Raw genomic sequence first — 14,168 nt, forward strand, 5'->3', positions numbered from 1 at the left:
GCCGCCGCGGCCGGGGGGGGGGGGGGGGGGGGCGCCGGGGGGGCCGGGGGGGGGGGGGGGGGGCGCCCCGGGCGGGCCCCCCCCCCCCCCCCGGGCGCCCCCCCCCCTTCTGGGTAAGAGGCCCGCGGGCCCTCCTGAGGCGCTCTGGGCGCGTCCGGGGGGCTTCCGGCGAGGAGCCGCATTTGCCCTGCGTGATGCCCATGACGGTGTCGAGCCGCTGACCTCTGGGTATTGTTGCCTCACGTGAGTACGCCGCGATTCCTCGATCTGCCTCCTGGCGTCGCACCACAGAAGATCGAAACGCCACAGGGCACGTTCGCGGTCCTGGAGGCCCTCCCGGTCAGTGGTGTGATTGAGCGCTGGCCCGCCCTCCTGGTCCCCGGCCTGACAGGCAGCAAGGAGGACTTCCTCGCGGTGCTGATGACCCTGGCCCACTCGGGACGCAGGGTGATCGCCGTCGATCTGCGCGGCCAGTACGAGACACCGGGCCCCGACGACCCCGCCGCCTACACCTGCCCCGCGCTCGGCGCCGACGTCGACGCGCTCGCCCAGATCATCGGCGGCGGCGACCCCGTTCACCTGGTGGGCCACTCGTTCGGCGGCCTGGTGGCCAGGGAGGCGGTGATCGACGGGCGCACGAGGTTCGCGTCGTTCACGCTGATGGGGTCCGGGCCCTCGGGCATCGAGGGCAAGCGGGCGGTCAACGGCCGCAAGATCATGGAAGAGGTCCAGGCGTTCGGCCTGGAGCACGTGTGGCACCACCGGCTGGAGCCAGAGGCGCTGTCCAACGACGTGTCCGACGAGATCCTGGCGTTCCTGCGCAAGCGCCTGCTCACCAACTCGCCGACCGCGCTGGCCTGCATGGCCGAGCAGGTGCTGGGCATGCACGACCGCACCGACGAGCTGCGCCAGGTCGAGGTGCCCACGCTGGTGCTGTACGGCGAGCACGACGACGGGTGGCCGCCCGACGCGCAGTCGGAGATGGCGGCCAGGCTCGGGGCCGAGTCCGTGGTCGTGCCCGGCGCCGTCCACTCGCCCGCCGTCGAGGCGCCGGAGACGACGGCGGCGGCGCTGGTGAGGTTCTGGAACGCGGCCGAGAAACACTATTTGGACACCAGGTCCAATGCCATGTAATTCTTTACTTACTATGGCGAACATCGAGGACATCGTCGCGCAGCCACCGCAGAGCGCGACGTGGCAGGTGCATCTCGACCGGTCGATGTGGGTGGGTGGCGTACGCGGTCTCATGCTGCAGGCGCTGCACCCGCTGGCCATGCGCGGTGTCTGGCAGAACTCCAACTTCCAGGAGGACCCGTTCGGGCGGCTGCGCCGCACGGCCGACTTCGTGGGGCGGGTGACGTTCGGCAGCCCGGAACAGGCCGACGAGATCGGCAGGCGGGTGCGCGGCATCCACAAGGCGCTGCGCATCCACGATCCCGACACCGGCCGGACCCATCGGGTGGACGATCCCGAACTGCTGCTGTGGGTGCACTGCGCGGAGGTGTCGTCGTACCTGGAGGTGGCCAGGCGCGGCGGGCTGGGCCTCACCGAGCGCCAGGCCGACCGCTACCTCTACGAGCAGCGCAAGAGCGCCGCGTACGTCGGCCTGCACCCCGAGGACGTGCCCGGCTCGTGCGCGGAGATGGACGCCTACTTCAAGCAGGCGCGCGCCGGTCTGCGCGTCACGGAGGAGGCGGCCTCGGCCGTGCGCTTCCTGATGTGGCCGAGGCTGCCGCACGAGCTCAGGCTCCTGTCGGCGGGCAAGCCCGCCTACTTCCCGTTCGGCGCGCTGTGCTACTACACGCTGCCGGACTGGGCCAGGCGGATGTACGGGGCGCTGCCGGAGGTGCCGCGCGCGACGGTCACGGCCGCGCTGAGGGCGTTCAGGCTGGGGATGAACTCGCTGCCGGAGCCGGTGCACGACCACGCGTTCATGCCGGCCACGAGGGAGATGCTGCGGGCCGCCAGGGGGCGTCTCGGCGCGGCCGGGTACGACGTGAGCAAGGGGCTCAAGGGCCTGACCGATCCCCGCCGGTGGCCGCGGGAGCCGGCCGCCTGACCGGCAGGAGCGTGCCGCCCACCAGCACGACCGCCGACACGGCGGCCATCGTCCATCCGCTGCGGCCCATGCCCCCGCCGTCGAACAGCACGCCGAGCAGGGTAGACGCTGTTGCGGCGCCCACGTACCTGGACGACTGGAAGAACCCCACGGCGACCCCGGTCTCGCTCCTGTCCGCGTGCACGAAGACCAGCGAGTTGAGCCCGAACTGGCTGAGCGCCGACGCCACCCCCAGCAGCCCCGCCGCCACCAGCACCAGCCAGACGGGGCCGACGGCGGGGACCAGGCAGGAGCCGGCGAGCAGCAGCGCCGCGCTGGCCACCAGCACGGTCCGCATCCCCGCCCGCGCGGCCAGCGCCACCGCGACCGGCGTCATGACGATCGCCAGCCCGGCCATGGGGAGGACCAGCAGGCCGGCGATGTGGGCGGGCAGTCCCGCCGAGCGCTGCGCCCACAGCGGCACCACGAAGAACGCCGAGTAGAACACCACGTTGACCAGGGAGAACTGGCCGCAGGTGGCCAGCAGCCCGGGCCTCAGCCGGGGCAGCAGGGCGTGTTTGGCGCCGTCCACGCGGACCTTGGGCAGCCAGCGCAGCGCCGCGGTGAGCGCGATCGCCGCGAGCGGGACGTTGACCAGGAAGATCGCCCGCCAGCCCCACAACGAGACCAGGAATCCGCCGAGCACCGGACCGGCGGCGGCGCTGGCGGTGAGCACCATGGAGATCGTCGCGATCACGCGCGGCGGCGGCCTCCCGTCCTCGCCCGGCATCACGGCCTGCACGATCGCCATCCCGGCGGGCATCGTCGCGCAGCTCCCGAACGCCTGCAGCAGCCTGATCCCGACCAGCGCCGGGTACGAGGGGGCCAGCGCGGCCAGCACGCCCGTGACGGCCATCGTCACCAGCCCGGCGCAGAACACCAGCCTCGGGCCCAGCCTGTCGGCCAGCGTGCCCATCACGGGCGGGACGAGGATGCCGGCCAGGTAGAACCCGGCGGCCAGCCACGTCACGGCCGCGATGCCCACGTGGAACTCGGCCTCGATGCTGGCCAGGGCCACGGCGATCATGGACGAGTTCAGGGGATTGAAGAGTGTGCCCAGCGCCACTGCCGCGGGTAACCGCCCGATAGGTGCCACTTTCCCGTCATTACCACTGTTCTCTGCGGGAAACTGGGCATCCCTCGGCAAAAGCCATCAGCCGAGGCGAGCGGTCCCCTCCGCCGCTCGCCCCGGCAGGCGGGTCACTCGGCGAGGCCGTCCCACGCGTTGCGGTCGGGGGCCGCCGACCGGCCCTCCGGGCAGTGGCGGCGGAAGTCGCACCAGGAGCAGATCGGGCCGGGGCTCGGCGCGAACAGCTCGTCGATCTCGTCCGGCACCGCCGCCGGTCCGACGGACGGCCGCTCTCCCGAAGCGGTGCGCGAAGCGGCGGAACCCTTTTTGGCGGGCGCGGGCACGAGCGCGCGGTAGCGCTCGTCGGCCGCCGACGCCTCCGTGGCGACGTCCTCGGCGCGCCCGATGTGGCGGGCCAGCGACTCCTCGGTGTGCCGCCACTCCAGGATCTCGCCGGTCGGCAGGTGGTGGAGCTCGACCGTACGACAGGGCGTGCGCATCATCGTGGAGGCCGCGACCGCGTACACGGCCAGGGCGAGGGACGAGCGGGCGTCGTCCTCGGTGAGCGGCCGGCGGCCGGTCTTGTAGTCGACCACGACCAGCTCGTCACCGCGCCGGTCGAGCCGGTCGATGCGGCCGGAGAGGGCCATGACCTTGGTACGGGTCGCGACCGTGCGCTCGACGCCCACCGGATCGTCACCGGGATCCAAGGTCGCGACGTATCCGGAGACGAGGTCGCGGGCCCGGCCCAGCCAGTGGGCCGACTGCTCGACGTCCCTGAACCCCTCGGCGATCCACCCGTTCGTGACCAGGATGGCGGCGGTCAGCGGGGTCCTGCGGTCGTACGGCTCCCGCCACCACCCCGCCAGCGCGTTGTGCACGCTCGCCCCGACGCTGTTGTGCGCCCACGCGGGGCCCTTGGACGGCTGCGGCCGGTCCAGGTAGCTGAACCGGTAGCGGCGGCGGCAGTCGAGCCACGCGTTCAACCGCGACGGCGTGCACGAGTAGAGCCGCCGCGGCATCCCGTCCAGCGGAAGCTGCCCCTGAGCCGCGCTCATGGCCTCCACCTCGTGAAGGCGCTCCGCGTGTTCATGGCCTCCACTCCGTGGAGGCGGGCTCGGTCGCTGGGGAGCCGCCGCCTTCCCTCGTCGCTCTGGTCGCTACGCTCCCGCCGCTCCTCAGTCCAGGCGGCGGCGCTCCCTCGCGTCACTCGTCGTCGGGGTCGAGCTTGATCCCGGAGAGCTTGGTCCCGTCGGTCAGGGGGCCGTCGTCGGCGCTTTCCGTACGGGTCAGCGAGCCCGACACCCAGTCGTCGAAGTGCGGCTCGAGGTCGCCGATCGTGACCTCGTCGCCGTGGGCGGCCAGCACCCGCGTGTCGGCCGGCAGCGTGAACAGCCGCCCGCCGATCGAGGTCAGCTGGTCGGGCAGGGCGGGGTATTCGCCGCCCAGCTTGCCGGGCCCGTCGGCCTGCAGGGCCTTGCCGGTGAAGACGGCCCCGAGCCCCTCGCAGTAGAGCGACACTCCGCCGGGTGAGATGCCGGGCGTCTCCATGACGTCGAGCTGGACGTCGGCCACACCGAAGATGCCGTCGTCCTCCATGTCGATGTCGGGCCAGGTCTCCCGCCAGGTCTCCCGCCACAGCGGCTTGTCCTTGGGGTGCAGGGCGACCACGGCCTCGTCCCGGCTGGCCACCTCGATGGCCGCGGAGACGTGGTCGGGCAGGCCCGCCGTGCAGATGACGGCCAGCACTTCCCGCTCGCCCACCTGCTCAAGGATCTTCTCGGCGTCACGCGCCGCGTCGATGACGATGACTTCGTCGTCGTCACCGATGATCCAGGTGTTGTTCTCGACCTTGTGCTCGGTGCCGTCGATGTCGACGACGCCCTCGGTCACCACTCGCTCGATACGCGCTGTCACGCCTCCGAACTCTAGCCCGTCTGCATCAGAGCGCGAATCAGGAGCGTGAAAGCGCGCCTAATCCTCGAGCCGGGGCGAGAACGCACCGAACGGCACGTCCAGCTCGTGATCGCGGACGTCGAGCAACGACAGCTCGGCGAGCGCGATCATGCAGCCGGCGTCGGCCGGCCACGCGATGGCCCACAGCCAGTTGCCGAGCGCCTCGCCCGCGTAGACGGCCCGGTCGTCGGCCCCGTCCACGCACCACAGCGCGGTGGGATGCCCGAGCACGCCGATCTTGGCGTTCGGCGGCCCCGAGTCGAACCCCTCGCCCGGGTCGGGGCCGTCCAGCCCGGCGAACGCCGCGCCGAGCCCGATGCCCGGCTCCTCCGCGATGACGAGCAGGTCGGCGGGGCCTTCCGTCAGCGACGGCCCCGTCAGCGCGACCACGCTGGCCCGGGCGCCGGTGCGCTCGTCACCGACCTCTCCGAAGCCGGTCACCAGCCAGCCGGCGGGCAACGGCCACGGCAGCCACACGGGCACCACGGCGCTCTTGCGGATGGCCTCCAGCGCCGTACCGGTCGGCGGCCACGGAGGCTGGTAGGGCAGGACATCACCGTGCGCGTCGCATCGGTAGGCGCTCGACCACGCACTCGGCCCGTGAAGCGGGCCAAAGCACCGTGGACAGGTAGGAGCCGCTCTCACAACTACCCACGGTGCTTTCTCCGGCACCGGCCCGTCAAGGCCGCTTCCCGTTGTCCCGTCGTAATCTTGGTCATGTGCGCGTAAATTGTGTCGGCGCGATTATTTTCGACTCCTCTGACCGGTTGCTCCTTATCAAGCGGGGACGTCCGCCGGGCGAGGGGCTGTGGTCCATCCCCGGTGGCCGCCTGGAGGCCGGGGAGACGGACGCCGATGGCGTGCGGCGCGAGGTGCTGGAGGAGACCGGGCTGCGCGTGGAGGTGGGCCGCCTGGCGGGCACGGTGGACCGCCCCGGCCTCGGCGGGGCCACGTACGTGATCCGCGACTACCTCGCCACCGTGACGGGAGGCCTGCCCGTGGCCGGGGACGACGCCGACGACGTGCGCTGGTGCGGCACGGACGAGCTGGCGCGGCTGCCGCTCACCGCCGGCCTCCTGGAGTCGCTGACCGACTGGGGCGTGCTGCCCCGCTGACACGGCCCCATCCGCCCGGCCCCGGCTGGAGCGGCGCCTGAAGTGGCACCGCTCGGGCCTACCGGTTCGAGGTGAGGCTGGAGGTCCAGAGGATCAGGTGGTCGGCGTTGTACGTGGTGGACCGCCCGAGCGCCACGACCTCCGACCCCGACACGGCCACCGCCGTCAGCCACTGCGCGCCCTGGCCGGCCAGCCGGTCCTTGGTCAGCGCCATGCGGTTCCACGACAGGCCGTCCTGCGAGGTCCAGGCCGCGCTGTCGCCCTCTCCGGGCACGCCGTGCCAGCCCACGGCCACCAGCCCCTCGTCCGCCGCGGCCAGGTCGTACACCGCCGCCGCCTGGTCCGCGGGCAGCCAGGCCGTCTGCCAGGTCGAGCCGTCGTCGTCCGAGACCGCCGCGAAGGCGCGCCGCGAACCTCCCGACACGGCCGTGCCGACGGCCACCAGCTTGTCCTGATAAGTCGTGACCCGTCGTAGCCCGGCCGACGTGGCGTCCGGCGGGACCACACGCTTGCGCGCGCTCCAGTTCACGCCGTCCGAGGAGTGCCAGACCACGCTGCTCTCCTGGTCGGCCCCGCCCGAGCCGCCCACGGCCACGTAGCCGCCGTCCCCGGTGGCGACGGCGTCGTAGATCCGCACCCCGGAGCCGCCCTGCGGCAGCTTCTTCGACCTGGTGAACTTGCGCAGATCGGGGGTGAACCACATGGCGGCGCTCGTCGCGCCCATCTGGTCCTTGGCCTCGCCGGCCAGCACGTAGCCCTCCTTGCCGGCCGTCACGACGTGGGTTTCCAGGGAGGGGGCGTTCGGGTCGCGGGCAAGGTCGCCGGTGACGTTCACCTTCTTCCAGCTCTCCCCGTCGGCGGAGGTGACGAGGAGCGGGTCGGTGAGGGCCACGTTCGTCTCGGTCGAGCCGACGGCCAGCCAGCCGCGGCCGCCGTGCGCCACGTCCTCCAGCGTCTGCTTGCCCGGGCCGCCGAGGCTCATGGACTTCCAGCTCACCCAGTCCCTGATCGTCCACAGGCCCGCGTCGCCGGAGGCCGAGCCGACGGCGACGTACCGGCCGGCGAAGCCGGCCAGCGCGTTGGTCTCGCGGGCGATCCTGGTCAGGCCCTCGACCTGGCCGAGCTGGACGCGCGAGGCGCCGTCGCGCGGGGGCGCGGCCATGAGCACGAGCTGGTTGTCGACGTCGGACACCGCCTGGTCGCCGCCGGCGAACAGGGTGCCGCCGTCGGCGATCGTGAACCCGCGCAGCGTCGCGCCCGGCAGGTTGCCGAGGTCGGTCCGCTTGCTCCACGAGCGCCCGTCGGCGCTGGTCAGCACCGAGTAGCGGCCCAGGCCGGCCTGCGTGATCGCCGCGATGCCCGACGGGTAGGAGATCAACGTCTCCACGCCCGTGCTCTCGCCGCTCAGGCCGCCGATGGAGCCGCACTGCGACCACTGAGCCCCGGTCGGCGAGCAGTAGACGCGCAGGTCACCCGTGAACGTGGGGAAGCGCGTCGGCACCAGCACGAACCTCTTGGGCGACACGGCCACCATCCCGGTGTGCGGCGCGACCTCGGGCAGCTGGAACGCGGTCGCCTGCCAGTCCCGCCCGCCGTCCGCCGATCGGAGCACCCGCGATCCCTCGCCGACCGCGGGGTCTCCGATGGCGACGACCGTGTCGCCCTTGGCGACCACCGCCTTGATCTCGCGTACCTCCAGCTCCCGGGTCTCCACCCGCTCCCAGGTCCGGCCGTCGGCGGAGCGCCAGGCCGCGGGGCCCGAACCGCCGTCGTCTCCCGTCGTGCGTCCCACGGCCACGAAACCGGAGGCGGTCCTGGCGATGTCGTTGATCTGGTCACCGGCCCTGAACGCGGCCAGGCCCGCCGCCTCCACGGCCGTCCAGCTGAACCCGTCGGTGCTGGTCCACAGGCCGCGTTCGCCGGACACGCCGTCGCCGCCGCTGGCCAGCCAGCGGCCGCCGCCGCCGACGACCCGCTGGACCGTGGGGGTGGAGGCGCCGTTCACCTGGCCGAGCTGCCAGGTCTTGCCGCCGTCCGGCGAGAACAGGAAGAGCGGGCGCGGGGTCGGGCTCGTCGTGTCGCTGCCGACCGCCACGACCGCGCGGCCCACGGACGTCATGTCGTTGAGCTTCTGGTTGGCGCCCTCGCCCGCGGCCGGCACGGTGAACAGCTCGTCCCCCGAGCGCCCCGTGCCCGCCTCCAGCCGCAGGCCCGGGGCCTCGTCCGAGGTCCACTGCCACACGAGCACGCCGGCGGCCACCAGGATCGCCACGGCCAGGGTCAGGGCGACGGGGGTGGACCTGTTGCGGCGGCGTACGGGGCTGGACCTGCGGACGGCGGAGGGCGCCGGGCCTCTGTGGTGCCGGCCGCTCGACCCCTGGCGCGCCCCGTCGGTGGCGACGAGGAGGTCCGGCCTCGTGGGGCGGCCCGCCGGCGGGCGCCCGACGCGCCGTACCTCGGGCTCGCCGTCCTGTTCCGGGGCCTCGGGGACCTCTGGGACCTCTGGGGTCTCGTCGTACCCCGTCGGCTCCTCCGCGGGCTCGGCGGGCTCGGGGACGGGATACACCAGCCGGTACGGCGGCGCGGGCCGGGACGACCGCTCGGGGGCGGGCTCCGCGTCCGGCTCGGACCGTTCGGGCGCCTCCCGCGGCGGATGGAGCGGGGTGCCCGCGACGAGCTTGTCCGGGCGGTTGACGACGCGGCGGGGGCGGCGGCGCGGCTCGACCTCGGGCTCGGCCGTCGGCGAGCTGTACGGCCGGCGCCCCTTGGGCGGCTCCTGCGGCTCGTCGTCCGGAATGGGGGCGGCGAACGGCGGCATGCCCCAGGGCGAACTCAGCGGTAAACCCCTGGCCCGATCGTCGGTGGGACCCGGCGGCGAATGGCTGATCCTCGGTTCTTCGGAGGAATGCGGTTCAGAGGCGCCCTCGGGACGAGGTTCGTCGTCTTCCGGCGGTCGCCGTGGCGGTTCGCTGGGGCCGGAGGCCACGCGCCGTACCTCCTATGGGGTCGAACGTCGTACGGGTGGAACGAGGACGCTGGTCCGTTCCACAGGACCAGACCAGCATGACTCAGCCGGAATAGCGAGACCTCTCTAGCGAGATTCCCGGCACCCCAGGACCGATTTATTCCGAGATAGTGTTAATTGACTGTTTTTTGGCTAGATACAACACACCAAACGCATACACCCCGAGCTGCACCACCGTTCCGGACAACGCCTGCCAGGGCACCGGCACCTTTCCCTGGTCCAGCGCGTCGGCCAGATGCCCGGCCGCGGCGGCCTGCCCGAAGGCCAGCAGGTTGTTCAGCACGTGCAGGGAGATCGCCGACTCCAGCCCTCCGGTGCGCACCGTGAGAAAGCCCATCACGACCCCGAACCCGAACACGTCCACGAGCCCCGCCCACGAATAGCCGTGCAGCGACATGAACAGCGCGGAACCGAGCACGATGGACCAGGCCGGATTCCGTATGTGCGCCCCGACCGCCTGCACGAACCAGCCGCGGAAGACGTACTCCTCGGCGGCCGCCTGGAACGGCACCAGCAGCACGATCACGACGAGCGCGGGCAGGAACCCCGACCATCCGCCCCAGCCGAACAGGTCGGCGTCCTCGCCGGCCGCCGTCAGCGCGAGCGCCTGCGCGCCCTGCCCCAGCAGCAGGGCCAGCACCGCCAGGCCCGCGCAGGTCAGCAGCCAGCGCCAGCGCAGCCGCCCGGCCACGGACGAGAGCGTGCCGGGGCGCCTGCGCTGGACGAGCGCCGCGGTGCCGTACACGAGGGGCAGCACGGGCGCGAGCGACAGCAACACCACGACCAGCGAGAACACCGGATCGCCGAACAGCTGCCCCTCGGCCTCCAGCGGCGCGGGGATCCCGAGGAGCAGCGACATCACCACGCCGGCCCACACCACCACCGCGCCGATCACGACGAACCCGGTGGCGACGACCAGCGTGCCCACGATCGCCCGCCAGGGCCGGGTCGCGGCATTCCGCGCCAGGTGGTCGTAACTCGCACCGATGGGCGTCGGCAGGAACCAGGGCGGCGGCTGATACGGATGGACCGGCGGCTGCATGCCGTAGACGGGCGGCTGGTGCCCTGGATTCTCCTGCATCTATCCATTCTGTCCGCGCGATGCGCAATAGTTCACAGACGGCCCACCGATTTAGGCGGATGCTCGGAGACGTACGGCATTTCGACCCTGGGAGCAGTCCATGTCAAGGCTGGGACCTGTCATCACCCTCGCGGCGGGAGCAGTGCTCGCCGTGGGGCTGGGTGTCGCCAGCGTCACCGCGACACCGGCGGCCAACGACGAGGCCGCCAACACCGCCGCGGAGGCACCGTCGGCGGGCGAGACCACCGCGGCCCCGTCACGCTCATCGGAGGCCGAGGCGGACGCCACGCCCTCGCCTCAGCGAACAGAACCGAAGAAGATCGCGAAGGCGGACTACGGAGGCTACGTCAAGGGCAACGGCGGCCTCATCGCGATCTCGATCAGAGACGGCAAGGCCGTCGCCTACTTCTGCGACGGCAAGGCCGAGGCCTGGTTCAAGGGCAGCGAGTCCGACGGCGAGCTGCAACTGACCGGTCTCGGCAGCGCCAAGGTCACCGCCGAGCTGGGCGGCGGCCGGGCCAGGGGCTCGGTCGCGTTCGGCGGCAAGAAGTGGACCTTCGTCGCGCCCACGGTGGTCAAGCCGTCGGGCCTCTACCGCGCCACCGCGCTCGTCAGGGGCGCCAAGCTCCGGGCCGGCTGGATCGTGCTGAAGAACCCGGGAGGCGGCTATACCCAGGTCGGCGCCGCGTTCGAGGGCGACACGCAGGTGCCGATCCCCCAGCTGCGGGACGACCAGCCCACAGCGCCCGTGACCGTCGGCGACACCACGATCCAGCCTGAGGACGTGGACGGCTTCATCGAGGAGATGCAATGACCGCCGTACCCCAGCAGTCCCGCGGCCTGACCCCGCTCCTCGTTCCGCTGCTGGCCGGCGGCCTGGCGGCGCTCGCGCTCGGCGTCTACGGGCGCGTGCACACGCCCACCGGGTTCGCCGTGGGCGTGGCCGGGTTCTCCGGCGCGCTGCCGATGAAGGCGTGGCTGACGACGGGGGCGTTCGTGCTCGCGATCGTGCAGGTCGTCTCGGCCCTGTCGATGTGGGGCAGGCTCGGGGTCACGATCCCGCCCGGCGTGCACCGCTGGTCGGGGCGGATCGCGTTCCTGCTCACGATCCCCGTCGCCTTCCACTGCCTCTACGCCCTGGGCCTGCAGTACGACGTGCCGCGAGTGCTCGCGCACTCGCTGCTCGGCTGCTTCTTCTACGGCGTGTTCACGGCGAAGATGCTGGCCCTGCCCAAGCACGACGCGCCCGGCTGGACGCTGCCGGTGCTCGGCGGGCTGGCGTTCACCGCGCTGATCGGGCTCTGGCTGACGTCGTCGTTCTGGTTCTTCACCGCCATCGGCATCAAGGTGTGAAGCTCTTCGTACGCCTCAGCCCGGCGGCCCGCCCCTTGGCCGCCACGACGAGCGCCATCTTGCGTGAGGCCTCGTCGATCATCTCGTCGCCCAGCATGGCCGCGCCGCGCTTCTCGACCGAGGTGTAGTACTCGTACGCCTCCAGGATGAGCTCGGCGTGGTCATAGTCGTCCTGCGACGGCGAGAAGACCTCGTTGGCCGCGTCCACCTGGGCGGGATGCAGCACCCACTTCCCGTCGAACCCGAGCGCCGCCGACCTCCTGGCGGCCCGTTTGAAGCCCTCGACGTCCTTGATCTGCAGGTAGGGCCCGTCGATGACCTGCAGGTCGTGCATCCTGGCCGCCATGAGCAGCCGCATGAGGATGTAGTGGTAGGCGTCGCCCTCGACGTAGCCGGGCGGCTGCTCACCGACGACGAGCGTCCGCATGTTGATCGACGCCATGAAGTCCGCCGGCCCGAAGACGAGCGCCTCCAGGCGCTTGGACGAGCCGGCGATGGCGTCGGCGTTCACCAGGCCTCGGGCGTTCTCGATCTGCGCCTCGATGCCGATGCGGCCCACCTCGTACCCCATGGTCTTCTCGATCTGGGTGAGCAGCGTGTCGAGCCAGACGACCTCGGTCGGGTCCTGCACCTTGGGCAGGATCAGGCAGTCGAGGAACTCCCCCGCCCCCTCGACGACCTCGATCACGTCCCGGTACGTCCAGTGCGTCGTGAGGTCGTTGACCCTGACCACGCGCGTCTTGCCGGACCAGTCGCCCTCGCGGAGCGCGGTCACGATGTTCTTGCGCGCCTCCTCCTTGGCCAGCGGCGCGACCGCGTCCTCGAGGTCAAGGAAGACCTCGTCGACGGGCAGGGTCTGGGCCTTCTCCAGGAACCTGGGGTTGCTGCCTGGCACGGCGAGCACGGAACGGCGTGAGCGCATGCGCACACGCTACTGGCCCGGCCAGGTCGCTCCCATGCGGGCCTCGATCTCGCGGGAAACCTGGGAGATCGGCTCGTTCGCCTCGGAGCGGCTCGGGTCCTCGCGCTGAACGGACTACAGTCGAAGCTGTGAGCGACGACACCGCGGCCATCGAGGAGGGCGCCAAGAAGTCCGGCATCCTCTGGCTCACCCTCGACCGCCCCCGCCTGGCCTGGCACACCTGGCACGACGGCGCGATCTACCTGGTGACGGGCGGCGAGGAGCAGGCGCTGCCCGGCATCGACGCGCTCGACCGGGTCCACGTCACGCTGCGCAGCAAGGACAACGGCGCCAGGCTGGTGGAGTTCGAGGCCGCGGTCGCGGTCGTCGACCAGGCCGCGGCGGCCGACGCCGTGGCCGCGCTGGCCAAGGAGCGGCTCAACGCCCTCGACAGCGAGCACCTCATCGAGCGCTGGGCCCGCGACTCCACGGTCCTGCGCCTCACCCCCGACCGCCGCTGACGAGGCCGGCTCCTGGCCGCGCCTCGAGGGTCAGCCTCTGACGGCGACGGGCTTCGAGGGTCAGCCTCTGACGGCGACGGGCTCCGCCTCGACCTCCGCCGCCGGTGACGGCGAGGGGCTCGCCGTGGCGGTCTGGGCGAGCAGCGCGCCGGACAGCACGAGCAGGCCGCCCACGATCTGGAAGACGCCCAGCGTCTCGCCGACCAGGGCCCAGGCCACCACCGCGCCGCCGATGACCTCGAGCGAGGCGACCGTGGCCCCCACCGCGGCCGACAGCCGCCGCACGGCGTTCACACCCAGGATGTACGCGATCACGGTCGCGACCAGCACCATCCACAGGTACGCGCCCAGCACGGGCAGCGTCCGGCCGCCCTCCGGCGCGACGGTGGCCGTGAAGGCCGCCCACGGGATGTCCCACGGCCGGGCGAACGGGATCAGCACCACGGCCGCCCCCGCCATCCCCCAGGCGATGAGGCCGAGCGGGTCAACATCGTCGCCGAAGCTATCGTTCATCAGGAAATATCCGGCGCAGCACGCCCCGGCCAGCAGGCCGAGCACCAGGCCCAGCGCGTCCAGTCGCATCCCCTGCCACGCCTCGACCACGATCCCGAGGCCCAGGACCGCGACGACCGCCCCGATGTAGGCCGCCCGCGCGAGCCGTACTTTCCGTACGAACCGCACCCAGGCCACCACCATCACCGGCGCCATGAACTCCAGCAGCAGCGCGATCCCCACCGGCAGCCGCGTGATCGCCACGAAATACAGCGACTGCACCCCGGCCACCGCCATCACCGCGTACAGCCCGAAGAACGGCAGCCTGGACCTGGGGATCCGCAGCGCCTGGGGCTTCACCACGGCCAGCACGGCCAGCAGCAGCAGCCCCGCGCCCGCCATCCGCGTCCAGACGGCCTCGATCGGCGCCAGCCCGGCGGTGATCAGGTACTTGGCCATCGGCCCGGAGAACGCGAAACACCAGGAGGACACGAAGGCCAGCCCGAGCCCCGCGTACCTCATCGCCCACCACCTGGGCAGTAATCACCGTTAAGCAC

Annotated in this window: 14 protein-coding genes; 6 read left to right on the plus strand and 8 right to left on the minus strand. The window is 72.2% G+C overall.

Going from position 1 to position 14,168, the window contains the following annotated elements; genetic code table 11:
- Positions 1-243 precede the first annotated feature (243 nt).
- A complete protein-coding gene (locus ACIHFD_RS51635) occupies positions 244-1,134 on the plus strand; it encodes an alpha/beta fold hydrolase (RefSeq protein ID WP_397373177.1) in 891 nt (296 codons plus the stop codon).
- 13 nt (positions 1,135-1,147) lie between these two features.
- A complete protein-coding gene (locus tag ACIHFD_RS51640; RefSeq protein WP_397373178.1) occupies positions 1,148-2,059 on the plus strand; it encodes an oxygenase MpaB family protein in 912 nt (303 codons plus the stop codon).
- On the opposite strand, the gene ACIHFD_RS51645 is transcribed toward ACIHFD_RS51640, so the two are convergent.
- The 4 genes from ACIHFD_RS51645 to ACIHFD_RS51660 form a co-directional block, all read right to left on the minus strand.
- Positions 2,010-3,194 (minus strand): MFS transporter, encoded by a 1,185-nt coding sequence (locus ACIHFD_RS51645; RefSeq protein ID WP_397373179.1) that lies wholly within the window; start codon positions 3,192-3,194, stop codon positions 2,010-2,012. The genes ACIHFD_RS51640 and ACIHFD_RS51645 overlap by 50 nt on opposite strands.
- Before the next feature lie 104 nt (positions 3,195-3,298).
- Complete coding sequence (locus ACIHFD_RS51650) at positions 3,299-4,225, minus strand: PD-(D/E)XK nuclease family protein (protein WP_364241977.1); 927 nt, start codon at positions 4,223-4,225, stop codon at positions 3,299-3,301.
- A gap of 148 nt (positions 4,226-4,373) precedes the next feature.
- Entirely contained in the window at positions 4,374-5,084 is a 711-nt protein-coding gene (locus tag ACIHFD_RS51655) for an MBL fold metallo-hydrolase (protein ID WP_350725460.1), read from the minus strand.
- A gap of 57 nt (positions 5,085-5,141) precedes the next feature.
- The gene (locus ACIHFD_RS51660) at positions 5,142-5,795 is read right to left on the minus strand and encodes a DUF6758 family protein (protein ID WP_350725461.1); all 654 of its coding nucleotides are present in this window, start codon (positions 5,793-5,795) and stop codon (positions 5,142-5,144) included.
- Positions 5,796-5,842: 47 nt separating this feature from the next.
- Here ACIHFD_RS51660 and ACIHFD_RS51665 point away from each other — a divergent pair, with 47 nt between their 5' ends.
- A complete protein-coding gene (locus ACIHFD_RS51665; protein WP_397373180.1) occupies positions 5,843-6,238 on the plus strand; it encodes an NUDIX hydrolase in 396 nt (131 codons plus the stop codon).
- A gap of 58 nt (positions 6,239-6,296) precedes the next feature.
- On the opposite strand, the gene ACIHFD_RS51670 is transcribed toward ACIHFD_RS51665, so the two are convergent.
- Together ACIHFD_RS51670 and ACIHFD_RS51675 are read right to left on the minus strand one after the other, a co-directional pair.
- A complete protein-coding gene (locus tag ACIHFD_RS51670) occupies positions 6,297-9,056 on the minus strand; it encodes a hypothetical protein (RefSeq protein WP_397373181.1) in 2,760 nt (919 codons plus the stop codon).
- Positions 9,057-9,360: 304 nt separating this feature from the next.
- Positions 9,361-10,344, minus strand: a complete 984-nt coding sequence (locus ACIHFD_RS51675) for a lysostaphin resistance A-like protein (protein WP_397373182.1) — start codon at positions 10,342-10,344, stop codon at positions 9,361-9,363.
- 100 nt (positions 10,345-10,444) lie between these two features.
- Between ACIHFD_RS51675 and ACIHFD_RS51680 the strand changes: the two genes are divergently transcribed.
- Both ACIHFD_RS51680 and ACIHFD_RS51685 read left to right on the plus strand, forming a co-directional pair.
- The gene (locus ACIHFD_RS51680; RefSeq protein ID WP_397373183.1) at positions 10,445-11,158 is read left to right on the plus strand and encodes a hypothetical protein; all 714 of its coding nucleotides are present in this window, start codon (positions 10,445-10,447) and stop codon (positions 11,156-11,158) included.
- Positions 11,155-11,697 carry a DUF6529 family protein gene (locus tag ACIHFD_RS51685; protein WP_350725471.1) on the plus strand — a complete coding sequence of 181 codons (543 nt, stop codon included), beginning with the start codon at positions 11,155-11,157 and terminating at the stop codon, positions 11,695-11,697. Before ACIHFD_RS51680 ends, ACIHFD_RS51685 begins: the two co-directional genes overlap by 4 nt.
- On the opposite strand, the gene ACIHFD_RS51690 is transcribed toward ACIHFD_RS51685, so the two are convergent.
- Entirely contained in the window at positions 11,687-12,619 is a 933-nt protein-coding gene (locus tag ACIHFD_RS51690) for a CoA ester lyase (protein WP_350725473.1), read from the minus strand. The two genes, ACIHFD_RS51685 and ACIHFD_RS51690, sit on opposite strands and share 11 nt — an antisense overlap.
- A gap of 128 nt (positions 12,620-12,747) precedes the next feature.
- Here ACIHFD_RS51690 and ACIHFD_RS51695 point away from each other — a divergent pair, with 128 nt between their 5' ends.
- The gene (locus tag ACIHFD_RS51695; RefSeq protein ID WP_397373184.1) at positions 12,748-13,119 is read left to right on the plus strand and encodes a hypothetical protein; all 372 of its coding nucleotides are present in this window, start codon (positions 12,748-12,750) and stop codon (positions 13,117-13,119) included.
- Positions 13,120-13,179: 60 nt separating this feature from the next.
- On the opposite strand, the gene ACIHFD_RS51700 is transcribed toward ACIHFD_RS51695, so the two are convergent.
- Positions 13,180-14,133, minus strand: a complete 954-nt coding sequence (locus tag ACIHFD_RS51700) for an EamA family transporter (protein ID WP_350725477.1) — start codon at positions 14,131-14,133, stop codon at positions 13,180-13,182.
- Positions 14,134-14,168: the final 35 nt, after the last annotated feature.

This window comes from Nonomuraea sp. NPDC051941 (assembly GCF_044593615.1).